This window comes from Litoreibacter janthinus (assembly GCF_900111945.1).
GTDB lineage: Bacteria > Pseudomonadota > Alphaproteobacteria > Rhodobacterales > Rhodobacteraceae > Litoreibacter > Litoreibacter janthinus.
In genome coordinates this window covers 14,167-39,465 of the sequence record NZ_FOYO01000003.1, presented here as the reverse complement: position 1 = coordinate 39,465, position 25,299 = coordinate 14,167, and the positions used below count along the sequence as shown (strand labels likewise).

General features: G+C 58.7%; 21 protein-coding genes. 17 read left to right on the top strand and 4 right to left on the bottom strand.

What is annotated here, in order from left to right:
- The first annotated feature begins 62 nt into the window (after positions 1-62).
- From tagH to tssH, 11 genes are all read left to right on the top strand, one after another.
- Positions 63-1,388 carry a type VI secretion system-associated FHA domain protein TagH gene (gene tagH / locus BM352_RS18490; RefSeq protein WP_090220664.1) on the top strand — a complete coding sequence of 442 codons (1,326 nt, stop codon included), beginning with the start codon at positions 63-65 and terminating at the stop codon, positions 1,386-1,388.
- A 36-nt stretch (positions 1,389-1,424) separates the two neighbouring features.
- On the top strand, positions 1,425-2,129 hold the full coding sequence (locus tag BM352_RS18485) for a vWA domain-containing protein (protein ID WP_245781051.1): 705 nt from the start codon (positions 1,425-1,427) through the stop codon (positions 2,127-2,129).
- 97 nt (positions 2,130-2,226) lie between these two features.
- Positions 2,227-2,748 (top strand): OmpA family protein, encoded by a 522-nt coding sequence (locus BM352_RS18480; RefSeq protein ID WP_090220662.1) that lies wholly within the window; start codon positions 2,227-2,229, stop codon positions 2,746-2,748.
- Positions 2,749-2,835: 87 nt separating this feature from the next.
- Positions 2,836-4,188, top strand: a complete 1,353-nt coding sequence (locus BM352_RS18475; protein ID WP_175500741.1) for a type VI secretion system protein TssA — start codon at positions 2,836-2,838, stop codon at positions 4,186-4,188.
- Between the two features lie 132 nt (positions 4,189-4,320).
- The gene (gene tssB / locus BM352_RS18470) at positions 4,321-4,842 is read left to right on the top strand and encodes a type VI secretion system contractile sheath small subunit (RefSeq protein ID WP_090220657.1); all 522 of its coding nucleotides are present in this window, start codon (positions 4,321-4,323) and stop codon (positions 4,840-4,842) included.
- A gap of 61 nt (positions 4,843-4,903) precedes the next feature.
- On the top strand, positions 4,904-6,394 hold the full coding sequence (gene tssC, locus BM352_RS18465) for a type VI secretion system contractile sheath large subunit (protein WP_090220655.1): 1,491 nt from the start codon (positions 4,904-4,906) through the stop codon (positions 6,392-6,394).
- Positions 6,395-6,448: 54 nt separating this feature from the next.
- A complete protein-coding gene (locus BM352_RS18460) occupies positions 6,449-6,958 on the top strand; it encodes an Hcp family type VI secretion system effector (RefSeq protein ID WP_090220652.1) in 510 nt (169 codons plus the stop codon).
- 163 nt (positions 6,959-7,121) lie between these two features.
- A complete protein-coding gene (tssE, locus tag BM352_RS18455; RefSeq protein ID WP_090220650.1) occupies positions 7,122-7,697 on the top strand; it encodes a type VI secretion system baseplate subunit TssE in 576 nt (191 codons plus the stop codon).
- Positions 7,694-9,628 carry a type VI secretion system baseplate subunit TssF gene (gene tssF, locus BM352_RS18450; RefSeq protein WP_090220648.1) on the top strand — a complete coding sequence of 645 codons (1,935 nt, stop codon included), beginning with the start codon at positions 7,694-7,696 and terminating at the stop codon, positions 9,626-9,628. Before tssE ends, tssF begins: the two co-directional genes overlap by 4 nt.
- Positions 9,625-10,716, top strand: a complete 1,092-nt coding sequence (gene tssG, locus BM352_RS18445; RefSeq protein WP_090220645.1) for a type VI secretion system baseplate subunit TssG — start codon at positions 9,625-9,627, stop codon at positions 10,714-10,716. The genes tssF and tssG overlap by 4 nt, the downstream gene beginning before the upstream one ends.
- A gap of 31 nt (positions 10,717-10,747) precedes the next feature.
- On the top strand, positions 10,748-13,510 hold the full coding sequence (tssH, locus tag BM352_RS18440) for a type VI secretion system ATPase TssH (RefSeq protein WP_090220642.1): 2,763 nt from the start codon (positions 10,748-10,750) through the stop codon (positions 13,508-13,510).
- Positions 13,511-13,573: 63 nt separating this feature from the next.
- Here tssH and BM352_RS18435 read toward each other — a convergent pair whose 3' ends face one another.
- The 3 genes from BM352_RS18435 to BM352_RS18425 form a co-directional block, all read right to left on the bottom strand.
- Complete coding sequence (locus BM352_RS18435) at positions 13,574-15,937, bottom strand: peptidoglycan DD-metalloendopeptidase family protein (RefSeq protein ID WP_090220639.1); 2,364 nt, start codon at positions 15,935-15,937, stop codon at positions 13,574-13,576.
- A gap of 21 nt (positions 15,938-15,958) precedes the next feature.
- Positions 15,959-17,956, bottom strand: a complete 1,998-nt coding sequence (locus BM352_RS18430; RefSeq protein WP_090220637.1) for a caspase family protein — start codon at positions 17,954-17,956, stop codon at positions 15,959-15,961.
- Positions 17,957-18,073: 117 nt separating this feature from the next.
- Positions 18,074-18,520, bottom strand: coding sequence for a DUF1036 domain-containing protein (locus tag BM352_RS18425; RefSeq protein WP_175500740.1), 447 nt, complete (start codon positions 18,518-18,520; stop codon positions 18,074-18,076).
- A gap of 140 nt (positions 18,521-18,660) precedes the next feature.
- On the opposite strand from BM352_RS18425, the gene BM352_RS18420 reads away from it, so the two are divergent.
- From BM352_RS18420 to BM352_RS18395, 6 genes are all read left to right on the top strand, one after another.
- Positions 18,661-19,335, top strand: a complete 675-nt coding sequence (locus BM352_RS18420; protein ID WP_090220634.1) for a hypothetical protein — start codon at positions 18,661-18,663, stop codon at positions 19,333-19,335.
- A gap of 142 nt (positions 19,336-19,477) precedes the next feature.
- Positions 19,478-19,918, top strand: coding sequence for a hypothetical protein (locus BM352_RS18415; protein ID WP_245781050.1), 441 nt, complete (start codon positions 19,478-19,480; stop codon positions 19,916-19,918).
- 62 nt (positions 19,919-19,980) lie between these two features.
- Complete coding sequence (locus BM352_RS18410; RefSeq protein ID WP_090220632.1) at positions 19,981-20,625, top strand: MotA/TolQ/ExbB proton channel family protein; 645 nt, start codon at positions 19,981-19,983, stop codon at positions 20,623-20,625.
- Between the two features lie 10 nt (positions 20,626-20,635).
- Positions 20,636-21,082: an ExbD/TolR family protein gene (locus BM352_RS18405; RefSeq protein WP_090220630.1), complete on the top strand. Its 447-nt coding sequence runs from the start codon at positions 20,636-20,638 to the stop codon at positions 21,080-21,082.
- The gene (locus BM352_RS18400; RefSeq protein WP_090220627.1) at positions 21,079-21,504 is read left to right on the top strand and encodes an ExbD/TolR family protein; all 426 of its coding nucleotides are present in this window, start codon (positions 21,079-21,081) and stop codon (positions 21,502-21,504) included. Before BM352_RS18405 ends, BM352_RS18400 begins: the two co-directional genes overlap by 4 nt.
- A complete protein-coding gene (locus BM352_RS18395; RefSeq protein WP_090220624.1) occupies positions 21,501-22,904 on the top strand; it encodes a superantigen-like protein SSL4 in 1,404 nt (467 codons plus the stop codon). Before BM352_RS18400 ends, BM352_RS18395 begins: the two co-directional genes overlap by 4 nt.
- Here the strand turns inward: BM352_RS18395 and BM352_RS18390 are convergent.
- Complete coding sequence (locus BM352_RS18390; protein WP_090220622.1) at positions 22,901-25,297, bottom strand: protein kinase domain-containing protein; 2,397 nt, start codon at positions 25,295-25,297, stop codon at positions 22,901-22,903. The genes BM352_RS18395 and BM352_RS18390 overlap by 4 nt on opposite strands.
- Positions 25,298-25,299: the final 2 nt, after the last annotated feature.

Genomic DNA, 25,299 nt, shown 5'->3' with positions numbered 1-25,299 from the left:
CGTTAAGTGCGGCGTGCAGCATCGTATGACACCTGTTACCCTGCTCAAGGCCGTTGCCCCAGATGAAGCTAACCCTGAAAATAGAGAACTATGACTTTCTGGATGACGGAGGTCCGCTAGAGATTAGCGTCGAGGGTCGCGGTATTCTTGTCGGCCGTGACGGCGCGATGGACTGGACCTTGCCGGACCCTGCCCGCCATATCTCCAGCCAGCATTTCGAAATTACCTTTCAGAACGGCGTCTATTGGCTGAATGACACGTCGACCAACGGCACCTATCTTCAGGGGCATTCGCACCGCGTCGAAAGCCCTTACCAGCTGGCCCACATGGATCGGCTTCAGGTGGGCCACTATATAATAGTGGTGGTTCTGGAAGGCGCGGCTGCGGGATGGGGTGCCGAGGCACCTGCCGCACAAGCGCCTGCCGCATCGGGTGGCGACCCATGGTCTGTGGGCTCAGGTCCTGCCGAGCCTGTCAACGTGACTCCGGTTGAAGAAAACCCGTGGCGCGGCGATTTTGGCGACAACTTTATTGTAAACCCGACGCCACCGCCAACACCGACTCCGCCCCCCGCCGCACCAGCCCCCGCCCCCGGTGCGCCTGCAGCGGACGCGTCGCCTTTTGCAGCGGCAACGCCTCCTGCGCCGCCAGTGGCCTCCCCCGCTGCGCCTGTTGCACCGGCGCCCGAAGGGTTTGCTGCGGCTGCGCCACCCCCTGCTGCGCCCCCTGTTCCTGCGGCCGCACCACCTGCCGCGCCTGCACCGGCGGCGCCACCAGCGGCGGCCGGGCCAAGCGGTGACGCCGTGTTGCGTGCCTTTTGCCAAGGGGCGGGCTTGCCGCTGAACAATCTTCCTGCGACCGATGCGTTGGCTTTGGCACGAGAGTTGGGCCAATCCCTTCGCGTGACCACGGAAGAGCTCAAAGCCCTGTTGGGTGCCCGCGCCGCCACGAAGCAATTCGTCAAAAGTGGCTCGCGCACGATGATGGGGCAGACCGACAACAACCCGCTGAAGTTCATGCCCGACGCCATACAGGCGATGGATGTCATGTATATCAACCCGCGCCCCGGCTACCTGAACGGCACTTCGACACTGGTCGAGGCGTTCGGCGATATCAAACGTCACCAGACGGCTGTCTATTCGGCGATCCAGCCTGCCTTGGCGCGGTTACTCGAAGACCTGTCGCCCGAGGCGATCGAGAAACGTGCGGGCGGTGGTGCAAGCAAACTTGCGGTCGTTGGCGGCGGCAAGAAGAGCCGCAACTGGGAAGTGTTCGTAGAACGGTGGGACGCCAAAACCCACCCCTACGAGAACGGGATGCTGGATGTGTTCCTTGCCTACTTCGCCGAAGCTTATGACGCTTCGATCAAGGCCAGCGGCGGTCAATAGGGTTTGGGCGGGTCGAAGCAGATACCCGCCGCGGCCTTGGCCACCCTGCTCACTCTGACACCATTCGCGGCCTTTGGTGGGCTGGATTGCACTGAGGACGCGATGATCGTGTTCGACGGTTCGGGCTCCATGTCGGAGATGGGTTTCAATACATTGGACGAGCCGCGCATCTTCGAGGCGCGTCGCGCGATGCAGCGCGCGATTCCGCAGATCACGCCGTTCCGGCGCGTGGGCTTGCTGATCTACGGACCCGGTGATGGCGATAGCTGCGCCAACATCGACCTGCGTTTTGGCCCGCGCTTAAATGCAGCGAAGCCGATTGTTGATGCTGTGGACAGCCTTCAACCCGACGGCATGACCCCGCTTTCGGAATCAGTGCGGCAAGCGGCAGAGGCGTTGGAGTATCGACGCCAGCCCGGCGTAGTGGTTTTGGTGACAGATGGGAAAGAGACCTGCGGCGGCACCCCTTGCCGCTTGGGCGAGCAGCTCGCGACTGAAGGGGTCAACCTGACCGTACACGTGATCGGCTTCAAGGTGCGCGGTGACTTCTTTAGCTGGGACAGCCCTGAACAAAACGGGTTTGCCGATGGCACGGTGGCGGAATGTCTTGCCACGCAGACGGGGGGCGATTATTTCGCGGCCGAAACCGTGGACGAGTTGGTCAAAGCGCTTAACAGCGCGTTGGGGTGTGCGTTGATCGGAACCTTGCCCCGGAGCGTCACAGGTCGTTCACGAACGTGAAATCGTACATTGGAAACACTGCGTTCTTCCCAGTCTCATTGACCCTGGGGCAGCTGTTCCGTATGCTCTCCTTAGTATTTTACCGAAGGGTGTTATTATGAAACGTCTTCTTACAACCGCTGCTGTGTTGGCTGCGTTGTCCGCACCGGCTTCCGCCGATACCGAATACACCACCGAAGAGCTTGTCGATTTCTTTGTGAACTCAATTGATATGGGCGCCACTCGCGGCATCTGTATTGGCACGGCGCAGGAATGCGACACGTCTGCGACCCCCGTTGCACCGCAAGGTCTGGATATGCGAATCAACTTCGAGTTGGATTCCGCAGAACTGACGCAAGAGGCGCAAGAAAGCCTGAAAGTGTTTGCGTTGATGATGCAGGACGAACGTCTGGAAATCGCGCGCTTTGTAGTTGAGGGTCACACCGACGCTCGTGGCTCCGAAGGATACAACTTGGATCTGTCCGACGCGCGCGCTGCATCGGTTTCCAAGTTCCTGACCGATCAGGGCATTTCGGACGAACGTCTGTCGGCCATCGGTCTTGGCAAAACGCAACCCCGCGTCGCTGACGAATTTGATCCAGAGAATCGCCGCGTCGAGCTGCGCATCGATCTGCGCTAAGCCGGATTTGGGCTAGCAACGACTTGACACAAACGGCCACCCGCCCTGTTGATGGGACGGGTGGCCGTTTGCATTTCGGGACTTCGCATGAACTACGATAAAATCACCGATCCTATTTCGCCCGACGCGCCTTGCGGCTCGGACCTTCTGGCTGAAGACGATCCAGATTTTCTGGACTACTTCTTCGAAGCGCCGGAGCGGATGCCGACCAAGTATTACGATCTGGTGCGCGAAGAGCTGTTCGACCCGAAGTCGATCGATTTCAAGAACGAAGAGAAGCAGATCGAGGCGTTGCTCAAGCGCACCCGCGATTTACGCCTTCTGGGTATTCAGGCTCGGTTCCAGATTCTGGCGGGCCGGTTGCACGGGTTCTGTGATGCGTTCGTCGGGATTGCTGACTTGCTCGAAGCCCACCCTGCCGACGTTCATCCCCAAGTGAACGGCGACAACAACGAGCGCCGAAACGCCCTGGAAGAACTGAATACGCTGGCGACCGTCACCATGCCGCTGCAATACGCGACGCTTGTAGAAGACCGCCGTTCCGGCGCGGTGAACCAACGGATGTATCTGCTTGCGACGGGTCAGGTTGAACCGCGCGAAGACGAAAGCGTCGGCGATGCCGGCAGCTTGCTCGGCGCGCTGAGCAACGAGGCGAACCAGAAAGACGTCGACAAGACCCACGAAAAACTTGTCGCCGCCAAAGCCGCCGTTGGCCGGATCACTGCTGTGACCAAGGCGCAAGAAGACAGCCCCTTCACGCCTGATATCGAAAAGCTGGATGTGCGTCTGGGCGAACTTCTTGAACTGATAGAACAAGCGCGTCCCGATCTTGGCGGCTCAAGCGCTGAAGGCGATGATAGCGGTGCCGATGCAGATACCATGGGTGGCGACGAAGCCGGGTCTGATGTCGGCGCGGTGGGTTCAGCTGCACCAGCGCAGGCGTCGACCTTGTCGGGGCCGGTCGTCATTCCAACGCACACCGCCGCGCGGGCGGCGTTGGAAGTGGTCGAGCAGTATTTCGCAACCAAAGAGCCGTCTGCCGCAGCTTTGCTTTTGGTCACCCAAGCGCGCCTGCTGATCGGCAAACCATTGGTAGAAGCCCTCGACACGCTGCTGCCAGATCATTCCAGCCAAGCCAAAATCGACTTCGGTTCTGAAACCGGGTTTGTGATTTCGATGGATCGGTTACGATCGCTGTCCAATGAAGTTCGCGCGGCCGCAGGACCGGATCAAAGTGAGGCCGAAGGGCAGATACCCGCGTCCATCGGGACGCGCCCGGATGCGGCGACCGTGATCAAGGCCGTCGAAGATTTTTACCGTCGCAGCGAACCGGTCAGCCCGATTCCGATCCTGCTTCTGAAAGCACGTGGCTTTCTGGATAAGGATTTTCATGCTATTGTGAAAGAATTGATGCCTGCGCCGGAGGGTGACGGCAATTAAAGTTGACCTGTGGGTATGATCAGCAGGTGTTTTGAGAATTGATTGTGAAGATAGAGTGAAAAATCACCTAAATGCGTTGACAGCAAAAGGTGATTAAGGCTTTCTTATTGCGTAGATTTAGGGAGAGGGAATATGGCCTCAGATTCAGCGACTGGTTTTATTAAACGCAACCGCCCACCTCGGGTGAACATTTCTTACGCCGATCCCTACGAATCCGACAAGATGGTGGAACTGCCCTTTGTGATGGGCGTAATGTCCGACCTCAGCGGTAACGCATCCGAAGTTGAGAAGGCCCCAGTGGCCGAGCGTGAGTTCACTCGGGTGGATCAGGACAGCCTTGACGACTTCATGGGCGCGATCGCTCCGGGGTTGGCCATGCAGGTTGATAATACCCTCGAACCTGACTCGGAGAGCAAGTTGAGTGTGAACCTCAACTTCAAGAAAATGGAAGACATGAGCCCCGGCGAGATTGCCCGCCAGGTGCCTGCACTTGCCAAGCTGCTGGAAGCCCGTACGCAACTGGCGAACCTGCAACGCTACATGAACGGTAAGTCCGCGGCTCAGGACCAGATCAAAGCACTGCTGGAAGATCCGGAACTAATGGCTGCCTTGGCTGAACGTGCGCCAAAAGATGGCGGCGACGCCGAAGAGTAAAATACCAGTACGCTGCACGCCAAAGATGCGCGCGGACGAATAATAATTAAGGGGAACGATAATGGCGACAGAAGCCCAACAGGATGGCGCCCAAGCTGGTGGTGCTCTTAGTGAGCTCGACGAGTTTTCCGATGTACTGAAGAAGAACTTCAAGCCGCGTTCCGACGTGGCCGCCAAAGAAGTTGAAAACGCGGTGACCACATTGGTGGCGACTGCGATGCAAGATCAGGATCTTGTTTCCGACGACGTGATTGACACCATTGACCAGATGATCGCTGCGATCGACGAAAAGTTAAGCGCGCAAGTCAACGCCATTATCCACCACGAAGAATTCCAGAAGCTTGAAGCGTCTTGGCGTGGGCTGGCCTACACGGTCAACAACTCCGAGACTGACGCGTCGCTGAAGATCAACGTGATGAACGTGTCCAAGGCCGAACTAGAACGCGAACTGCGCTCCTTCCCTGGCGCGAAATGGGACCAGTCCCCGATCTTCAAGCAAATCTACGAACACGAATTCGGCCAGCTTGGGGGCCAGCCCTATGGCTGCCTGATCGGCGATTTCTACTTCGACCAATCCGCGTCCGATGTGCGTTTGCTGCGCGACATGGGCAAGATCGCCGCCGCCTCGATGGCGCCGTTCCTGTCTTCCGTTGCTCCGACGCTGATGGGCATGGACAGCTGGAACGAGCTGAACAACCCGCGCGATCTGTCCACAGTGTTTGACACGCCGGATTACGCCGCTTGGAACTCCCTGCGTGACTCTGAGAACTCCCGATATATCGGTCTGACCATGCCGCGCGTCCTGTCGCGTGAGCCCTATGGCCAGAATTCCCTTCCTGTTGACGAGTTCAACTTCGAGGAAGAGACCGATGGGCATGAAGGCACCAAATACGCTTGGATGAACGCCGCCCACGCAATGGCCGCAAACATCAACCGTGCGCATAAAGAGCATGGCTGGACTGTTCAAATCCGTGGTGTTCAATCCGGTGGTGAAGTGATCAACCTGCCATCGCACACATTCGACACCGGCGACGGGTCCACCGATCTGAAATGCCCAACCGAGATTGCAATCAGCGACCGTCGCGAAGGCGAGCTGACAAAAGCAGGTCTGATCGGGCTGGTTCACCGCAAGAACACAGACAAAGCGGCCTTCATTGGTGCGCAATCGATCTACAAACCGAAGGTCTACAAAGACGAAGAGGCAACCGCGTCCGACAACATGTCGGCCCGCCTACCCTACATCTTTGCGGTCTCGCGTTTCAGCCACTACCTGAAATGCATGGTTCGCGACCAGATCGGCATGTCCCGCTCCCGCGACCAGATCGAGCGTGAGCTGCAAAGCTGGATCATGAAATATGTTCACCTGAACCCCGACGAGGCGAGCGAGGCTGAAAAGGCCCTCAAGCCGCTGGCCGGGGCAACGGTTAAAGTCATCGAGGACGAAGAAAACCCCGGCTACTACATGGGCAAATTCTTCCTCAAACCGCACTTCCAAATGGAAGGAATGGATATCGGGATGAGCCTCGTATCCAAACTACCCGGTGGGAAATAAACAATTTCATTAGCGAAATTTCTTACCGATTTATTGTAACCAAGGAGAAGACACATGGCTGTCGATATTTTTCTGAAACTGTCGAACATCAAAGGCGAGTCCCAGGACTCCGCACACAAGCAAGAGATCGATGTCTTGAACTGGGGTCTGGGCATGTCCCAATCCGGCACCACCCACATGGGCGGCGGCGGCGGCGGCGGTAAAGTCGACGTTCAGGACATCAACATCATCAAATATGTTGACCAGTCCTCCAACGACCTGATCAAGAAATGTACCTCTGGTAAGCACATCGACGCTGGCCTGCTGACCGTTCGTAAGTCCGGTGGCGATGCGCCTGTTGAGTACTTCAAGCTGCACATGGAAATGATCATCGTATCGTCCTACACCACCGGTGGTTCCAAAGACGGTCTGGACCGTATTGAAGAGTCCCTGACCCTGAACTTCCGTCGCTTCAACATCGAATACACGATGCAGGACGACAAAGGTGCAGACGCTGGTACAACCAACGCTGGTTGGGACATTGCAGAAAACAAAGAGTGGAACGGCACCGTCAAACCGGCTTAAGCCGCGGACGCGTTTTATTCTCTCAAGACAACGGGGTGCGCCGGTTCTCGGCGCCCCCATCCCCCCTTCCGGACCGCAGCCCGAGACATGCTGCCTCGCATCCCGCCGCGTTTCCCTCCGGGCGATGGTCTGACCCGAACATCGCCAGAGTGTGACCCGCCTGATGAAGACCTCACCGCCCAAATCCAATCGCAAACTTGGTCAACAGAACCAGATTTCCTTGATGCACGTCTTCCGTGAGGCGGCGCGCAAGAAAGACGCGACGTCGGACGGGGCCAGCTACAAAGAGGGTGAGCGCGAGATAAACCAACGGACAATCCAGCGGCGGCACGGGGCCGATCAAGGCTCTTTGAAAGCCCATCTCAACGAGGATCTTGCCAACCTGATGCACACGATCCGGCTTGACGCTGCGCTGGACGTCAGCAAGCACAAGCACGTGGCGAAATCTGTGTTGAACTTCGGCATGGACGACATGGCCAACATGTCTTCGAACTCCGAAAACCGTGGCCATCTGGAGCGCCGTTTGCGCCAAGCGCTGATTGACCACGAGCCTCGCCTGATCCCTGACTCTATCGAAGTCGTCATGCGCCAGCAGGACAAGGATCTGAGCCAGAAGCTGGCATTCGATATTTCCGCCGACCTCGCCGCCAATCCGGTGGACGTTCCTTTGGAGTTCGTCGCCGAAATTGATGTGGGCGGGGGCAAGGTCAACCTCGCCAACCTGAAGGTCAACCGATGAAAAAGGCCTTTCTAGACGCCTATGAGCGCGAGTTGGCATTGCTCTACGAACGCAGCCAAGAATTCGCAGCGGACTATCCCGGCATTGCCGAGCGATTGGGCGGGCTGGTGCAAGACAACATGGACCCGGCGGTCGCAGGACTGTTGGAAGGCACCGCGTTTATGGCAGCGCGTGTTCAGTTGAAGATGCAGCAGGAATTCCGCAGCTTTACCAACGAATTGCTAGAGCAACTTTTGCCCGACATGCTAGCCCCAACGCCATCTGCGATGTTGGTGCAAGCGCAGCCCCCCTATGACAATCAGGAGCTTCTGGAGGGCATGTCCTTTCCTGCGGGCTCTTACATGGACGCGCGTTATGTAGACCGCGAAAAGCGTATTTCCGCACGGTTCCGCCTGTCGGCACCGCTGGAGCTGTGGCCGCTGAAGATCACCAACGCTGCTTATCTAGACGGCCCTGCCCCGTTGCAGGCGCTTGGGTTTGATGTGGCACCCGGCACGGCGGGCGGGCTGAAGCTCAGCTTTATGCGCCCGTCGATGGACAATCCTGACAAGCCGGAAGGCCCCATGTCTGATCTGGAGCTGGACCGTTTACCGATCCATCTAATGGGCGATCTTGGCGAAACCCTTTCCCTATACGAACAGCTCTTCTGCCACGTGAACCGGATCACGCTACGGTATCTCGACAGCAACGGTGATCCAGCCTTCATCCGGTTAGAGCCGAACATAATAGAGCAGATCGGCTTCGACGACGACGAGGCGCTGTTCCCCGAAGACATCCGCGTGTTCCGTGGCTACACGACGCTGCGCGAGGCATTCCTGTTCCCCCAAAAGTTCATCGGCTTCCGACTGGCAGGCATCAACAAAGCGCTGAAACGCATTGCTGCCAGCGAGTTCGATCTGATCATCGAGCTGAACACCGTCAAGCCATCCCTGCCGTCCCGCGTTGGCCCGCAGCATTTTGCCCTGTTCGCCGTGCCCGCGGTTAATCTGTTTGAGGAGAACTCCTCGCAAGTGAAAGTGGACCCGCTGCGCCACGAATATATCGTGACACCCGACAGCAGCCCGTCTTCGCATTACGAGGTTCATCGGATCACCGACGTTTTTGCTTATTACGCCGGTGTTCAAACCAAGGTGCCGGTTCATCCGCTTTATGGTGTTCCGGCGGAACAGATAAATCCGCGCGAAGCTCTCTACTATACCTACCGCCGCAAGGAGCGTCGTTTGACCCCGAATGAGCGGCGGTTTGGCGTCCAGCACAATTACAAAGGCACCGAGACGTTCATCTCGATCTACGAGCCGGAGGGCCTGGACGACGACAAGCGCGTGCGACGCCTCCAAGTGAAAGCTCTATGCTCCAACAGGCATTTGCCGGAATATTTGCCACTGAACCAAAAGGGCACAGACTTTAATCTGAATGACGACCTGACGGTTAATCTTAGCTGTATCGCAGGGCCGACTGCGCCGCGCGAAGCTGTCGCGGAGCTTGAAAGCGACGCGCCGCACCGGACACGGTCAGGCGACGTGTATTGGCGGCTGGTTAGCCATTTGTCGTTGAACCAGTTCGGCCTGTCTGATCGAGGCAGCCGAGATCATGCTGCAGGTCTGCGGGAAATGCTGTCATTGTTTGCCGACCTGACCAACAAGGTGACAGAAAAGCAGCTTCAAGCGATTAAGGGGATCGAAACGCGGCCTGTGGTGCGCTCTGTCAAACGCGACGGAGGCTTCCACGCCGCACGCGGCATCGAAGTGCGGGTGACCTTTGACGAGCGCGGCTACGAAGGGTCTGGCATCATGTTCCTTGGCGCTATTTTGGATCGCTTCTTTGCCGACTATTCCGCCATCAACAGCTTTACCCAGACGGTCATTGTTTCGCAGCAACGTGGCGAGGTGAAAGTCTGGCCACCGCGCTCCGGTTCCGGCCCGCTGCTATGACGAAAATCCCCAAGAAGAAAAAGCCCCAGATGATGGGGCCGCCTGCGCCGAAGGCAAAGGATCTTCAGGGATTATCCCATCGCGCGATGTTGAAAGCGACCCCTTGGCGCTTCGGGTTCTTGGCAACTCTGCGGGAGATGGAGCGGACCTACCCCGACAAGCCCCGCATCGGGCAAAACGCGACCATCAAGGAAGAAGTCGTTTCCCTCGGCCAGGACCCGTTTATGGATTTCCCTGCCTCTAACATCACCGCGTTCGAGGAAAAACCCGGTGGGCGTGCAGGACGGCTTAACACGAGATTTCTGGGCTTCTACGGCCCCCAAGGCGCGTTGCCACTCAACACCACGGCCGAAGTTCATGGCTGGCTAAACGCGCGCGACCCCAGCTTTGCCCGGTTTACCGATTTGTTTGCAAACCGCTTCTTGCAGCTGTTCTATCGGGCATGGGCAGACGCGCGGCCGATCGCGCAGTTCGACCACCCCAAGGGCGACCGGTTCCAAGCCTATGTCGGGTCGCTCGCAGGCCTTGGTACCCCCGCCTTCCAGAACCGCGACCATATTCCAGATGTCGCCAAGCTGCCGCTGATCGCGCTATTCTCGGGTCGGATCAAATCCGCCGTTCGCCTGCGCCAGATGCTGGAGCTTCTGTTGAAGGTCCATGTCGAGATTGAAGAGCATGTGCCAAGCTGGATGAGCTTCGAGCCGCAAGACCTGACTCGCGTCGGTCTTGGCGGCAGCCATTTGGGGCAGAACGTGCATTTGGGAAGCCGCGTGCCTGCGGTGAACGAGAAAATCTGCATTCACGTGCGCACCGAAAGCCTGGATCAGTATCGCAGCTATCTGCCCGGCGGCGACGGGTTCACCCGGCTCACTGACATTGTCATGTGGTATCTGGGTGTGACCATTGAGGTTGATGTGTCCTTGTCCCTGCCCGCCGACGAGGTGCCCGCAGCGGTGCTTGGCCAGCAAACAGCGCTTGGCTGGACAGGGTGGATCAACCCGGAGAAACCAAAAGAAAACGAACGTCGCCGCTATGTTCAGGCGGCTCAATTCTCAACAGACCGTGCACCGGCAAAGGCTGTGGCATGAAAAAACAATTACCTACAGCGGGGATAAAAGTATGAGTGACATTTCAATGGAAACCGTAGCCGGTAAACTCAACCGGGTTGGCTACGACGCGTTCGTTCAATCGCTGCGCCATGCCAAAGGCGAGGGCAACCGACATGTAGAACTGGCCCATTGGCTGTTCCATGTGGTGTCCAACAAGAACTCCGACATCTCCAAAACGCTGAACCACTTCAAGTTGGACCGCGGACAGGTGCTCAAGGATCTAGGCGCAATCATCGATGGGATGCGCAAGAACGCGACCGAGATGCCGTCAATCTCCGATCAGGTTACTGATCTTTTGGATCGTGGCTGGCACTACGCGACGCTGCTGTTCTCGGAGACGCAAATTCGCACCGGCCACGCGCTTGTGGCTTGCCTGAAGTCAAACGACTTGAAGCGCGCACTCTTCCAATGCTCGCCAGTGTTCCAGAAGCTCAATGTTGAATCCTTGGTGTCCGAAGCGCGCTCGGCGTGGGCCGAATCCGACGAAGAAGACATGCGCCCGATGGATGGCTCGGGCCTTGTTGCACCCCAAGGCGGCGCGGCTGGCCAAGCTGGCGGCGGCGGCACAACCGCGCTGGATCGCTTTTCCATCGACATGACCGCAGATGCCGCATCGGGCAAGATGGACCCGATCGTTGGTCGCGACGAAGAAATCCGCCAGATCATCGACGTGCTGCTGCGTCGGCGTCAGAATAACCCGATCCTGACAGGCGAAGCGGGCGTCGGCAAAACAGCTGTCGTCGAAGGCTTCGCGCAACGTCTCGCGTCGGGCGATGTTCCGCCAAAGCTGCGCGGTACCAAACTGCATTCGCTGGATATCGGCTTGATGCAGGCGGGCGCTTCCATGAAGGGTGAGTTTGAGCAACGCTTGCGGTCAGTCATCGACCAAGTGCAAGCCTCCCCGACCCCGATCATTCTGTTCATCGACGAAGCCCACACCCTGATTGGTGCAGGTGGCGCGGCTGGTACAGGTGATGCGGCGAACCTGCTGAAACCGGCTCTTGCGCGTGGCACGCTTCGGACTATTGGTGCGACCACTTTTGCTGAATACCGCACCCACTTCGAAAAAGACCCTGCCCTGACCCGCCGCTTCCAACCGGTGAATGTGGAAGAACCCGGCGTCGAGCAATGCTGCTACATGATGCGTGGCATTATGGGGCCGATGGAAGCCCACCACGGCGTTCGAATTTCGGACGAGGCGATTGTCGCTGCCGTGTCCCTGTCGCACCGATACATCCCGTCCCGCCAACTTCCGGACAAAGCTGTGTCGTTGCTCGATACCGCTTGCGCGCGTGTGGCGATTAGCCAAGCCTCTACGCCTGCGCGCATCGCGGACCTGAAAGAAGGTATTGCCGCTTTGGTGTCCGAGATTGCCGCGAAGACTGCACAGCGCGATTTGGGCGAAGAGAACGAAGATCGCATCGCAGAAGCAAAGCTGGAAAAATCGAAAGCCGAAGAAGAACTGGTGGTACTCGAAGAGAAATACGCCAAAGAAAAGGTTTTGGTGGATGAAATTCTGGAGCTTCGCCAGAATCTGAAACCCGAGGGCGAAGAGATTCTGACCCCAGAAGATGCACCCAAGATCGGTGATGAAGAGCCGCAAGAAGGCGAGGATATCCCATCTGCCGACCGCGCTGATCCGCCCGAGGAAGAGGACGAGCCGATCCCTACCGCGGCAGAGGATCCAGAGGCCGTGCGCCTTGCTTTACACGAAAAGATCAGCGAGTTGGAAGCTGGCGATCCCGATGACCGCATGGTTTACGCGCATGTTGACGAGCAGGCCGTGGCGAGTGTTATCTCCGACTGGACCGGAATTCCGGCGGGCCGCATGGTCACCGACGAATTGCAGGCGATCCTGACGCTCGCCGACCGCCTGAAAGAACGCGTTATCGGTCAGGACCACGGGCTGCAAATGATCGCCAAACGGATCGAAACCAGCCGCGCCAAACTGGCCAACCCGAACAAGCCGATCGGGGTATTCATGCTCTGTGGTCCATCCGGTGTCGGTAAAACCGAGACCGCTTTGGCGCTGGCCGAAAGCCTTTATGGCGGTGAGCAAAATATCATCACCATTAACATGTCGGAGTTCCAAGAAGCGCATTCCGTATCGCTGCTGAAAGGGGCGCCTCCGGGTTATGTGGGCTATGGCGAAGGCGGTCGCCTGACCGAGGCCGTGCGCCGCAAACCCTATTCGGTGGTGCTGCTGGACGAGGTTGAGAAGGCCCACTCTGATGTGCACGAGCTGTTCTTCCAAGTGTTCGACAAGGGCATTATGGAAGATGGCACAGGCCGATCTATCGACTTCAAAAACACCTTGATTCTGTTGACTTCGAATGTCGGCACCGACGCAATCATGGATGTGGCCGATAGCGGTCAGTCCAACCCCGATCTCGGCGCATTAGAAGAAGCGATGAAGCCTGCGTTGCAATCCGTCTTCCCGCCCGCGCTTTTGGGCCGGATCGTCAACATTCCGTATTTCCCACTGTCGGGCGAGGTGCTGACCGGCATCACCAAGCTGAAGCTCGGCTCTATCGTGAAACGGATGAAGACCAACCACAACGCGACCATGACCTATGCCGACGACGTCATCGCGCATATCGTCGATCAATGCCGCGACCCCGATTCCGGTGGCCGGATGGTCGACAATATTATCACCAACTCGATCCTGCCCGACCTGTCGCGCGAAGTTCTCTCCAAAATGGTAGCCGGTGAGGAAATCAAAGCTGTGGAAGTCACGCTGAAAGACGGCGCATTCGAGTATCAGTTCTCGTAAATCCGGCTTCGCAAACACAAATGACGGGCGGCCCAATCGCGGCGGCCCGTCACGGGCGGCGCCTCAGCCCGCCATTTCCAGAACAGCAGCTATCGTTTTTTTGTATGCCGCAACTTCCGGCGGAATGCGGGCAACTGCGGGTGCGGCATTCGTAATAGTGACGGGGCCACCCTTCCGGTTCATCTTGCGTTCGGCCCAGTTCTTGACCCATGCAATGTCGCGGCCTTGCAAGAACGGGTTCGCTTTCACGACCCCTGCTCCCATCACATCCAAAATCTGCGCGTTGTCGGGCGCACTCAGCGCGACATGCGCACCTTCAGCCCCAAGGAAGTGGGCGAGATAGAGCCGCCCCGCGCTGATCGCATGGCCGCGCGCGCGCAGGTAGGCCTCGCCCTCGCGGGCCAGATTGGTGACCATTTCGCGGCTAAGTGTCGGGTCGAACCTGAGTTTTAACAGCTCCTCCCGGCTCATCGTTGCGGCAAGGTCAGGACGGTAGGTCCGCATCATCCTGATCCATGTGCTGGAGATAAACTGGCCCAACCCCGTGGCCGAGGAGCGAGAGTTCTTGGCCGACGCGTTGCCCGCACTTTCAACCTTGATGATCTGGTTCACAAGACTTTCAACCGCGTTCGAAGCCGACGCCATCATAACAGGCGCTGACCCCGCGGGTGGGGCGTTGAACGGATCCATGCTGGCCCCCCTTTCGCGCAGCTCGAAATGCAAATGGGGTCCGGTGGACCGGCCGGTCGTGCCAACGAAACCGATCACGTCACCCGCCCGAACGACCGCCCCAACTTTTCCCAAAGGAGAGAACTTCGACATGTGGGCATAGCGCGTTTCCCGCCCCCCCGCGTGGGCGATCTTGATGACGTTGCCATAGCCGCCGCCATTGCCCGCAAAGCTGACCCGCCCGTCAAACGCCGCCAGAATTGGCGTGCCGGTCGGGGCCGCCCAATCGACGCCATGGTGAACCTTCACCTTCTTCAGGATCGGGTGGAAGCGTGGCCCGAACGGGGAAGTCAGAACGCCAGAGACCGGCGTCACCATCCCGTTTGATGCACTCCCCACGGTCCCAGCGACGCCCTTCTCGGTGAAGCACTTGAACCCCTCCCCGGGCACTTGAGCGACGTAGCAGATCTTGTCCCCCGACGGGCCTTCGATCGCGGCATACAACACCTGACCCGGCCCTGCACCATTCGGACCTGGCTCGCGAGCATAGAGCAGTGTCATCCGGTCACCAGTGGTTGCGAAAGCCTCCAGATCATTGTCCTGACTGAGCAAAACGATACTTTCACCAACAACCGATGTCGGAACACCGTTGCGGATCGCAGCAGAATAGAACGCGTCCAAAAGCCGGTATTTTCGGGCTGACACGGTATCGGTGCTGCCGTCATCCTCTGCGTAAGAGAACAACTCGTCCAACACCCAAGGATCTGCAGATTGTACAATGCTGCCATCGTCTTCCAAAGCGACGGAGCCGATATAGGTGTCGCGCGTGTAAACCGAAAGTTGAACGGGTTTAGCCCCAGTCTTGCTCGGTACTGAGCGGACGGCCAGCACATAATCCGCCGGAAGCTCTGACAGCTCTGCGATCAGAGGCGTGCCCTTTTCCTGAAAGGATTTTGCGGCATCAGCGTCAAAGCCGTTATCACCCAGAATATCCACCAGTGAACGGTTGTCCTTGAGCCGTAAGAACAGATCATTATAGGCCAGCGCGCGCTGGTCCTCTCGTTTGACGATAGTAAGGCTGGTGGTGTTTTCAATCACGGTTTGGGTGTATGTGTCTTGCCCGACATCCTCCCCATCAATGCTATCCCCCCAACTGTCGCCATCAAGGCTTCCCTGATCGGCGGTCGTCTCGTCCAGATCCGGCACTTCAAAGCTGACGGGCGTGGCTATTCCAGGGGTTTGCGACTGTGTTCGTTGAGCTTGAAAGAACGCAAATTCCTCGCGACTGGAAGGCAGCGTGGTGATCAACTTTTCCTGTCGGGTGATCATGTCGTCCTGCACCAGCACCAAGGTGTCGATTGCAAACTGGCCGACGCGCACCAAGGGCAAGTCGGGGTGGCTGGGTAAGGGGCGCGCCTTGGTCGTCAGGCTGGCATCAAATCGCAGCACCATCGGATCGCCCGCCACATCTACAAAGGCCGAGGCATATGCCAGCGCGTCGGCGGTCGAGGTGGCGGTAATGTCCTCTTCCAGCCCTTCTTCAAGCTCTTCCAGATTTTCGGTGAGTTCTTCGTCTGTGAACGCCTCTGCATCCGGCGGAGCGGAAATCGTGATGAACCCACTCATTGCGATCCACGCGACAAGAGCCAGAACCGCGACACCACCACCGCCGATCAACAACGCGGGACCGTGCTGTTGCCGGAACTTGCGTCGCGAGGATTTTTTCTTGGCTTGTTTAAACCGGGGGTCGATTTCCATGGGCGGAGCCTAGGCCTGCCTTTAGCGGAACACGCCAGTGCTCAGCTTTGTGATACGTTTCTTTGTCGTCCCCGAAGAGGCCGCAGCAGTTGGCTTGGTGATCTTCCGAATAACGCGCTTCTTGGCCGGAGCCTTCTTAGCAGTGGTCGTCGCTTTCGGGGTCGCCTTGACTGTGGTCTTCTTCACAGTTGTCGGCTTCGCACGTGCCACCTGAACTTGGCAAACCACTTTACCCTCAGACTTCAGCTGACGCAGCAGTGGGAGGCTTGGTTCAAGGCTTTCAGGCACGATCCGCTTGTTCAGGAAGTAGCTGGTCAGAGCACGACGAGAGCCATTGCCCCAGTCCCCGTCGATCCGCATCCGGTAACAACCAAGTCGCGACAACTCTGTCTGAACATCGGACGCCATTTGCTCCGGGTCGATCTCTGGCAGAACCGGTTCATCCGCGCCAGGAACGGAGGGCTTAGTCAGCTCTTCAAGCAAGGTCGGGTCGATGCTGGCCAGAATAGCGCGGCTTTCATCGCTGTCTGGCAAAACTTCACGGCCCTCAATTGCAGGCGCTTCAAAAATCGACGGTGGCAGGCTGCGCGTCGGGGAAGTCAGGGCCGCGACGCGTATGATGTCGCCCTGCGCGCGGGCTGCAATGGCAGTGCCAGCACGAACCAACGCCGCCGCTTGGCCGCCGCCGCCAGAGGCGGACAGCGCCCCACTTGCAGCCGCGATCGCGGCCGAGCCATCAGGGCCTGATGCTTCGATGTTCTGCAACTCGATCGACCCGTTGGCCGTTGCCGCAGGCGCGGAGCCGGGCAGGAATGTATCAATCGTCTGGCGGTTCAACGTGTTGCTTGGGGCTTGCCCAAGCGAGGCCAATTCAATCACGACCGGCCCGACATTCTCAGCAACACCGCTTGATGCCTTGGCCGACTGGGTCGTCTTCACCACATCCGGCACCGAGAACACGAGACCTACATCATCAACAATGGCAACATCTTCGGGACGAATGGCTTCGGTCACCTCGACCGTCGTCGGTGGCACTTCTTTGGGAAGGCTCGCCGGAATCGGGGCTGCAATAATCAAGGAATTTTCATCCGCAACGGCAAGCTCCAGGCTCGCTCCTTCGATCAAGTCCGCTGGGGCGTCTACGGCAATGCCGCTTTCGGCCAGCAGCGCCAAGAAGCGTTCGCGACCCTTGGGATCTAGCTGCGCCAGCATCTCGTAGTCAGCAGCAGTCAGCGTCGGCGCGTTTTCGTATTCGGGCTGGAAGTAGAATTGGGAGCGCAGCGAGGACTGATCCCAAGGCGTCTGCCTGCGGAAGGTGCGCTCCTCCACCTCGTTGCGGACGCGGATCATCATGTCGGAAATGGAGATCGACGGCGTCTCGATGTGGTTCAGCAGCGCCGTCGTGAACGGGCTGTTATCGCCCTGCCCGTCATACGTCACCGCACCTGGCTCGGTCGCAAACGCCACAAATGTGCCGATGCCAGTGTTCAGTCGCGCCAGACCGCCGCCATTTGCCGTCATGTTTTGCGGCAGCGGGCTATCGCGGCAGGCGTCGAGGAAAATCAGCGTCTGCCGATTGCGCGCCTGAAGACGTTTGATAATCCCATCAAGGCTCCATGTTTCGTCAAAAATGGCCTGTCTGGACTTAAGCTGTGCATTGACCGGCACTAAATAGTTGGCCCCTTCCAACTGGAAGGCGTGGCCGGAATAATAGAAGAGCGTTGTTTCGGCCGTTTCAGACCGCTTCACAAAGTCTTCTAGTTTCAGCCAGAACTGATCCGAGGTCGCATCTGTCAGCAAGGTCACGTCGAAGCCGAGGTTGGTCAACGTATCACTCACCGCATTCGCGTCGTTTTGCGGGTTCTTGAGAGCGGGAATAGTTTCGTAAGTCGAGTTGCCGATTACAAGTGCCAGTCGATCCTGCGCGGAAGCCGACCCGACAAACATAACGACGGCGAACGCCGAAATGGCGATCCCCCGTCCACAAACCTGTCTGCACATGTCGAATAAACGCGACATAAACTTACAAAAATCCCTTCTACACTCGAAGCGTGTCGACAGTTTAGCCCGAAATCGCCCCCGCGGGCGAGTCACAACTTGAAAAATCAAGGCAATTTGAACGCATTGGCCTGAAAGTTAGTTCGGAGGCGTTAAGAAAAGCGACCAACGCTGCGTCTTTTCTGTATCCACCTCGATGAACCGCGCCTGAATATGACCGCGCGACCAACAGCTGGAGATACCGCGGATCGTGAAACGCTTGGGCTCGATACACATGGTTGTGGTCCCGTTCAGCATCGGCTTGCCGAACACATCCTGCGCATAAACGTAGATATAGCGGCTTTCCAACTCCTCACGGATGACGTTCGCGCATTGGTTGGTCCCGATGGTCCACCACCCTTCTGTCTGGAAATCGCCGTCCACGTCGCGTCCAATGGCGACATTCACCACGTCAAAGCTTTGGTTGCACACCGCGAATTCAGCCCGCGCGGCACCGGGACTGAGCGCCATTCCGCCCACCAGAGCAAAGGCCAATGCTGCGGCGCGGCAGATCACGTAACTCAATGAAGTAGCAGTATGATTCATAGCTCACACGCTAAAGCGCTTTGATGCAAAGCTAAAGAGAGAGCTGCATTTTCGTGTTTCCCTTGAAACACTAGAAAAACAAGGCAAACTCTGTCATACTCTCTTCACGGTTCACGCCGGATTTTTTTGGAGAATTTATTATGTCGGTCAAGAAACTTCTGGGAACAGGCGCATGCATGGTGATCATCGGTGTTTCCGCCGGTGCGTCCTACGGGCTTTTTCAACGCTTGACCGATCAGGTCGCAACCCCTGCAGTGGCGCAATCCGTCGCCGCAAGCGAGCTTGCCCCCGCATCCAAAATCGCGAATTCCCAGTTTGTGGCCGCAAGCGTCACAACTTGGACTCCTCCCGAGCAATCGGAAGTCACGCCCCCCGTTTTGATCAAACCAGCAGCATTTACCCAGCCCGAGCCTCCGCTTCTTCAGTATACAACGATCCAAACTGACGACGCTGCTCGGATGTCTCCAGACTTACCGCTGTTTGCGCATATCGACGATGCAATCGTCGTTGATGATACGCCCTCAACCAGTGTGGCATCAGTGAAGCGCAAACCGCAGGCGCGAGAAATCGCTGTTGCAGCCGCGCCGCTTGGGATTGTGGCCCCAGGCACACTGCGCCGCTTCCGTGGTCAAGGCGAGACCGAAACGAAAGGCGCATCTAACAGCGACCAAGACGGTATTTTCGAACAACAGTTTCCACCGCGAACAGCTCTTCAGCCGTTACAACCTCGCCGCCCGACGGCCGCAGCATCTTCGCGCGCGGCTCAGCGTATTGACCGGATCCGCAAAGTTTGGTCCACCGGCGTTTATCGCTAAATCAACACCTTCGGGGCGCAATTGCCCCGCTCATCCCCCGATCTTCCGTTGACAGGCGGGCCTCTATGCGCCCTTCTAGTCACAACGGTCTCGTGCTGCGTTACGAGTCCATTGGTAGAAATTTCTTTGGGGGATCACACGCGTGCGACAGCTGACCAAAACCATTTTCAACGCAACTGCAACCGCTGCGACAGCCGCAATCTTGGCAGTGGCCAATCCCGCCTTGGCGCAAAGCGGGAATTTCGCTTTGGAACTCAACACCGCCACTGATATCGGGGATGGCTGCCAGCTGACCTATGTCGCCACCAACAACACGGGCATCGCCCTTGTGGAAACCGCGTATCAGGTTGCCTTGTTTGACGAAAACAGCCTTGTCACCGGCACGCTGGTTCTGGAGTTTGGCGCTTTGCCTGTTGGCAAAACCAAGGTCGTTCAGTTCAATCTGGCAGGTAAGAAATGTGCCTCAATCTCGCGCATCCTGATCAACGACGTGTCAGCCTGTAAGTCGAGCGACGGCGACCATGATTTCTGCATGTCCGGCTTGATCACAAATTCCCGCAGCGACATCCAGCTGGGCGTCTGACCTTTTGACCTAAAAGGCCCCCTGCCAATAGGTCCGAATGCGTCGGGGGCGGAGCGCTAAGCATGAACGCCCCCGATCTTTCTTCACTCAACCCTGTGACAATTGCAGTGTTCACGGCCTTGGCGGTCCTTTCAATGGTCGCCACCACCGTCACGCTTTACAAAATTGCGCAGTTTATGTCGCTCGGCGTCGGACGCCGGAAGCAGGCAGAAGACGCCGTGTCCAATTGGTTATCCGGCAAATCCGACAGCGCCCTGCGCGAAGCCTCCTCTCGCAAAACCACCTTGCTACGCGTGCTTCAGGCGACGTTCTCGGGACTGCAAGCCCGCCCTGGTGATCAAGCTTATGCCGAAGAGCTAGGCCGCCAGACCGCTCTGATCGAGCTGGCCGCAATGTCGCGCCGGATGCGCATACTGGAAGCGGTAGTGCAAGCCGCACCGATGCTTGGCCTTCTTGGCACCGTCATCGGCATGATCGACGCGTTCAGCAATCTGTCGCAAGCCCAAGGCGCGGTCGATCCTGCCCTTCTTGCTGGTGGCATCTGGACGGCGTTGACCACCACCGCCGTGGGATTGGTCATTGCGCTTGTTTTCTACTTCGTTGCCATCTGGCTGGAGGGCCGCATCGACGCCGAGCGTCATTCCATGGAAACCCTCATGTCTGCGGCGATCTACGGGCGCGTCACCGGCACCTCGGGCCGCAGTTGAGGCCCCTGCCATGAGCATGATCCGCAGCCTGCCCCAATCCAATCGGGCGCGCCGCTACGGCTTTTCGTTCACTCCTTTGGCGGATGCCATGTTCCAGCTTTTGGTATTCTTCATGCTCACCTCGTCGCTGGCCCCCTATTCCCTGATGGCGCTGACGCCCGGTGCTGCGGGGAACATCACAGCATCGGGCGAAGCCCCGCCAGTGGAACAAGCGGCGACCGACAAGGAAACTGTCGCCATCTGGTCCGTGGATCGTGGCACATTGCGAGCCGCCGGCGAGAAAGTCGCTCTCTCCGAAATCCACCAACTGGTCGATCCGCTGATCGAAGCAGGGCTTGATCGCGTCGTGCTGCTCACTGGTCGGTCCGCCACAGTGCAAGACATGGCCGCAGTGTTAGAAGCCCTGACGCTTGCGCGTGTTCCAACCGTTCAGGTCGTGGCGGGCAGCACACAATGACCCCGGAAAAGCGCAACACCCTGCCGAAAGCCACGCGCAAGCTGCCGCTCGACTTCTCGCTGACAACAGTGAACATCGTGCTGCTTTTGATCTTCTTTTTCCTCGTGTCCGGCTCATTGGTCGAAACCGAAGAGTTGTCGGTTGATCTTGCCGAAACGTCAGACCTTCCTTTGGACCGCCTGCCCCGCCCGCTGCTGTTGATGGATGTCGATGATAAGTTGCAACTGAACGGTGATGCCGTGTCACCTGACACATTGCTGGCGACCCTGACGCCGTTGCTCAACGAAACAACCCCGCGTCTGCACATACTCGCAGATCGCGATGTGCCAGCTGGGGCTCTGGTCTCGCTCATCCAAAGGCCCGATTTGCGGGGCATCGAGATCAAGCTCGTCACGCTGCGCCAATTCAAGCCAGACTCATGAGCATAAGCGGTGTCGAAATATGGGAACGCCAAGATGGTAATCCGCTCCTCTGGCTCGCCATGGCGGGGGTGGCTCTGGCCGCACATTTAGGTTTGCTGCACCTCGGCCTTGCCGCCTATCAGGCCCAAATCGCCATCCCCGACGATGTGCGCCCAGAGACCAAGATCATTGCCACGGCCCTCCAAGTGGCTGGAACAGAATCCCCGCCGCCGCCGCTGCTGGAGGCGACACCCGTAGCGCCCGCAGCACCCGAGCAATTGACAGTCGAAAGCCTGCAACCAAGTCCGGCAGTGTCGCAAACTCTATCGGCCGCGGTTGCGACGACATCTGCCGTGGAAACGGTTGAAACTCTTGCTGCACCCACTACCGCGCCGCCGTCAGCGGAAATCACTGCCACCTCGCAAGCCCCCGCCACCAGCTCTCCAGTCGCAACAGCAGCGCCTGTCGCTCCGGTCGCCGCGACGCAAGCGCCAGTGCTGTCTCAGCCGGGCGTCGCACCTGCCCCCGCCGCCCCGCAACAGGCCATCCAAAGTGTCCAAGTCGACGTCGTGCAAAACGACGAGGCAGTGGAGGTCGCGACGTTGGACGCGCCAACGATAACAGGCGTCGAAGAAGCCTCCCCCACGGCTGAACCGGCACCGCCGCCCGCCATTCCACAGCCCCCTGCGCCGTTGCCGGAACTCGCAACGTCACTTCCCCCGCCCCCCTCCGATCTTGAGGAAGATCAAGCAGGCGTTGCTTCGGCCAATGCGCCAGAACAGACGACCGAAGAGGCAAAGGAAACCTACGACACCGTTCTCGATTTTCTACGCAGCTTTGATGGCGGACCCTGTTTCGCAGCCTTGCCAGTTCTGGCCGAGGACGGGGCCTTCAGGTTTGAGACATTCGCCAACAGCCGCGCGGATCTCGGCCGTTTCCGGCAGGCCTTGGAAGTCGAAACGGGAACGCTGCCGGGCACCGTGATGAAGCCAGTGAGCGACGCGCAGTGTCAGGCCCTGCCTTTTGTCACCAAAGCTGCCCGTTATCCCGAGTTCCAGTTGTATTTCGATATCGCCACGCGTGACATCCCGAGCGGGGAAACACTGTCTGGAAAGCTGGGGAACACCTCCGGCGGGTTCGTGTCGCTGCTGTTGATTGATGACGAAGGCGTCGTGCAAGATCTGGGCAGCTTTCTGAAGTTCCGCCCGGGCTACGCCGGGTTTGACATCCCGATGACGCTGAAAGGCTCGCCTGTCGAAACCCAGCAATTGCTGATGGCCCTCTCCACACGGTCGCGTTTGAAGACCTTGCAAACTATATCCGGCCAGCCCGCGGCAGACTTTTTCCAGCGTTTGGCTGTCGAGATTTTGTTGCAAGGCGGCGGCGAAGATGTGGCGCTTGTCGCCTTCTCTGTGCGCTAATTGTCCAAGCGGAAATACTGAACCGACGCTGCGGCGTCGGACCCGCTGGTTTGAATTTCCGTCTCGATGATCGGCATCAACGCCGCAACATCAGCCCCGTTTCGCGCCGCATTGGCCGTCACCAGACGGGAGCGGGTGGTCACGGCTACGATCATCTGTGGCACGCTGCCGTCCTCGCCAGAGCTGTTCATGCCGAACCTGAAGGATTGCGATCCGTCCGGCTCTGGCTGCAGCAGCGACGTTAGATTGAACGCGCCGCCTTTCGCCGAGACAAGGAACAGATAGACTGGACGCCCTAACACGCCAGTCAATTTACCGCTCAGCGTGTCACCGCTTTTCAGCACATCAGTGTCCAACTCCAACACAGGGGAAGAGGCACCAGAGCGGCCAAGTCGCGTGACGAAATCAAGAACAGGGCACTGGCTGTCGCGCACAATGCGCACGCCGATGTCAGGCTCAACACCGTGGGCCGCCTCGAAGTCTTTTAGCAACACTTCAAACGGGGCGGGCGACGTCGCGAAACCTTCGATCGAAACGCTGTCCCCGTCGGTGGAGCGGATCGCCTGATATACGCAATCGTCGGTGATGTAGTCTTTCAACCAAGCCAGTTGCGTGCCGATTTCACCGAGCGCCAGATCAGGCGCGACCGGGATAGGGGTCGGATCAGGTTGCGGGTCGGGTGTCGGTACTGGATCCGGCACGGGGTCGGGTTCGGGAATTGGATCAGGCGTCACCGGCGCGAGATCGGGGTCAGGTTCAGGTACAGGATCGGGCGTAGGGTCGGGCGTAGGGTCGGGGTCGGGTGTCGGCACCGGCGTTGGATCAGGGGTCGCCACCGCAACTTGCTCTCCACCCGCAGGCAGGTCATCGCCGCCACCGAATGGACCAAGGCCCATAACTGCTGCCACACCAACACCACCCACGACCAACGCGGCGAGACCCAAGCCTATGAGTTTGCCGCTACCGCCGCTTTTCGCAACGGCTGCTTCCGGTTCCGGTGCAGACTGCGGAGTGGGCGCCGATGTCATTGGCGCGGCCCCGAACGGGCTCTCGGCCGTCGGCGCACCGGTTTGCTGACCCATCATCGACGGATCGGGCGGCAGACTCAGCCCCGCCCCCGTCGAGGCCACGCCTGTGCTATCAGCTGAATAGGGCACCGCCGAGGTCACAGGCGCCACACCGGCCGGCACGCCAGTTTGCATCTGCGGCGGGCTGGAAATCATCGGACTGATGACGGTGCGGCCCATCGCCGGATCCGCGTCGACCGCCGGAACATCGGCACCATCAAGACGGTATTGCGCAGGCACCAACGTCGGATCATCGACCATCCGCGCGACCTCGGCCATGGTGCTCGGCCGGTTTGCGGGGTTCGGCTCCAGCATGTAGGAAAGCACCGGTTGCAATTCTGGATAGACCGCGGACAGGTCCGGGATACCGGCGCGCGACTGCACTGCATCCACGATGGACGCACCCATGGGCAACGCTTTGCCCAAAGCAGCCCCTGCCGCCATCAACCCCAAGGAGTAAATGTCGGAGCGCGCGTCAACCACGCCATCGAAATGGCCCAACTGCTCGGGCGAGACGAAGTTGAACTTGCCCGCAAACTGCCCGTGCAACGTGCCTTCGGTGATCTTGGTCGATTTCGCGATGCCGAAGTCAATGAGCTTCGCATGGTTGAGCTTGCCGCCCTCGACGATCACGTTGTCCGGGCTCAGGTCACGGTGGGTGATCTCAAGCTCGTGCGCCCGGTTCAGGCCCGTCGCAAGCCGCCGGATCAGCAACTTCACGTCGTCCAGAGACAAGGCGCCGGTTTGCTCCATCATGTCGGACAGCGGGATGCCATCGACGAATTCCATGATCAGGCAGAAGCGCCCCAGATCTTCGTCCTTAACGAAGTTGAGGTAGCGGACGATGGCCTCGTCATACAGCTTGCCAAGAATGCGGGCTTCGCGGCGGAACAGAGTGATGATCTTCTCGTCATGCGCCAACGCAGGTAGCACGATCTTGATCGCGACCTGATCGCCCGTGTGGTAGTTCACACCGCGATAAACTTCGCCCATGCCCCCGGCAGAGACGAGTTCCTCGATCTCGTAGTTGTTGTTAATGCGGGTGCCCACGGGCACAGCAGTGGATGGCGTCCCGCCACCATCGCCGCTTTTGACTGGGGCTTCCTCAACCGGTTTCGGTGGCACCGCATCCTCAAAGCCTTCGGCTTCCTGCACTGGCTTCGGCTCCACCGCGGACGGCGCAATTTCGGTTCTGTCAGGGCTGGCCGGTTTCGCACGCTTCTTACCCGCCGACGCCTTTTTAGGCGCGTCGCCGCTCCCCTCCGCCTCGGGCGTGTTTGCGCCTTCGGGGGTGTCCGGTTCGTCAGGGATGTCGTCGATACTCATCC

What these genes read in the sequence shown, in the direction of transcription:
- tagH (WP_090220664.1), top strand. Translation starts at nt 63, where the DNA reads ATGAAGCTAACCCTGAAAATAGAGAACTATGACTTTCTGGATGACGGA.
- BM352_RS18480 (WP_090220662.1), top strand. Translation starts at nt 2,227, where the DNA reads ATGAAACGTCTTCTTACAACCGCTGCTGTGTTGGCTGCGTTGTCCGCA.
- BM352_RS18475 (WP_175500741.1), top strand. Translation starts at nt 2,836, where the DNA reads ATGAACTACGATAAAATCACCGATCCTATTTCGCCCGACGCGCCTTGC.
- tssB (WP_090220657.1), top strand. Translation starts at nt 4,321, where the DNA reads ATGGCCTCAGATTCAGCGACTGGTTTTATTAAACGCAACCGCCCACCT.
- tssC (WP_090220655.1), top strand. Translation starts at nt 4,904, where the DNA reads ATGGCGACAGAAGCCCAACAGGATGGCGCCCAAGCTGGTGGTGCTCTT.
- BM352_RS18460 (WP_090220652.1), top strand. Translation starts at nt 6,449, where the DNA reads ATGGCTGTCGATATTTTTCTGAAACTGTCGAACATCAAAGGCGAGTCC.
- tssE (WP_090220650.1), top strand. Translation starts at nt 7,122, where the DNA reads ATGAAGACCTCACCGCCCAAATCCAATCGCAAACTTGGTCAACAGAAC.
- tssF (WP_090220648.1), top strand. Translation starts at nt 7,694, where the DNA reads ATGAAAAAGGCCTTTCTAGACGCCTATGAGCGCGAGTTGGCATTGCTC.
- tssG (WP_090220645.1), top strand. Translation starts at nt 9,625, where the DNA reads ATGACGAAAATCCCCAAGAAGAAAAAGCCCCAGATGATGGGGCCGCCT.
- tssH (WP_090220642.1), top strand. Translation starts at nt 10,748, where the DNA reads ATGAGTGACATTTCAATGGAAACCGTAGCCGGTAAACTCAACCGGGTT.
- BM352_RS18435 (WP_090220639.1), bottom strand. Translation starts at nt 15,937, where the DNA reads ATGGAAATCGACCCCCGGTTTAAACAAGCCAAGAAAAAATCCTCGCGA.
- BM352_RS18430 (WP_090220637.1), bottom strand. Translation starts at nt 17,956, where the DNA reads ATGTCGCGTTTATTCGACATGTGCAGACAGGTTTGTGGACGGGGGATC.
- BM352_RS18425 (WP_175500740.1), bottom strand. Translation starts at nt 18,520, where the DNA reads ATGAATCATACTGCTACTTCATTGAGTTACGTGATCTGCCGCGCCGCA.
- BM352_RS18420 (WP_090220634.1), top strand. Translation starts at nt 18,661, where the DNA reads ATGTCGGTCAAGAAACTTCTGGGAACAGGCGCATGCATGGTGATCATC.
- BM352_RS18410 (WP_090220632.1), top strand. Translation starts at nt 19,981, where the DNA reads ATGAACGCCCCCGATCTTTCTTCACTCAACCCTGTGACAATTGCAGTG.
- BM352_RS18405 (WP_090220630.1), top strand. Translation starts at nt 20,636, where the DNA reads ATGAGCATGATCCGCAGCCTGCCCCAATCCAATCGGGCGCGCCGCTAC.
- BM352_RS18400 (WP_090220627.1), top strand. Translation starts at nt 21,079, where the DNA reads ATGACCCCGGAAAAGCGCAACACCCTGCCGAAAGCCACGCGCAAGCTG.
- BM352_RS18395 (WP_090220624.1), top strand. Translation starts at nt 21,501, where the DNA reads ATGAGCATAAGCGGTGTCGAAATATGGGAACGCCAAGATGGTAATCCG.
- BM352_RS18390 (WP_090220622.1), bottom strand. Translation starts at nt 25,297, where the DNA reads ATGAGTATCGACGACATCCCTGACGAACCGGACACCCCCGAAGGCGCA.